At 68.9% G+C, this 395-nt stretch carries 1 pseudogene; it reads right to left on the bottom strand.

Going from position 1 to position 395, the window contains the following annotated elements:
- Positions 1-395: pseudogene (locus tag BCY78_RS24430) on the bottom strand (glucose-6-phosphate isomerase); the annotation flags it as partial.

Here is a 395-nt window from a genome sequence, read left to right on the forward strand (position 1 = left end):
GTCGTGGGGTGGTTGCCGCGGAACGTCTTGTGCGGGACCAGCTCCTCGGGCACGCCCTCGGCCCGGACCTCCTCGGGCGTCTTGCCGAAGGCCAGGGCCTGCGTCTGCGCGAAGAAGTTGGCCATCAGCAGGTCGTGCTGGGCGATCAGGCCGGGCAGCAGGTCGTGGACCGGGGCGGCGAAGCCGATGAAGTCCGCCGGGATCAGCTTGGTGCCCTGGTGGAGCAACTGGTAGTAGGCGTGCTGCCCGTTGGTGCCGGGCGTGCCCCAGACGACCGGACCGGTCTGCCAGTCCACGCGGTCGCCCTCGCGGTCGACGGACTTGCCGTTGGACTCCATGTCGAGCTGCTGGAGGTACGCGGTGAACTTGGACAGGTAGTGGCTGTAGGGCAGCAC

Source organism: Pararhodobacter sp. CCB-MM2 (assembly GCF_001691415.1).
Taxonomy (GTDB): domain Bacteria; phylum Pseudomonadota; class Alphaproteobacteria; order Rhodobacterales; family Rhodobacteraceae; genus Pararhodobacter.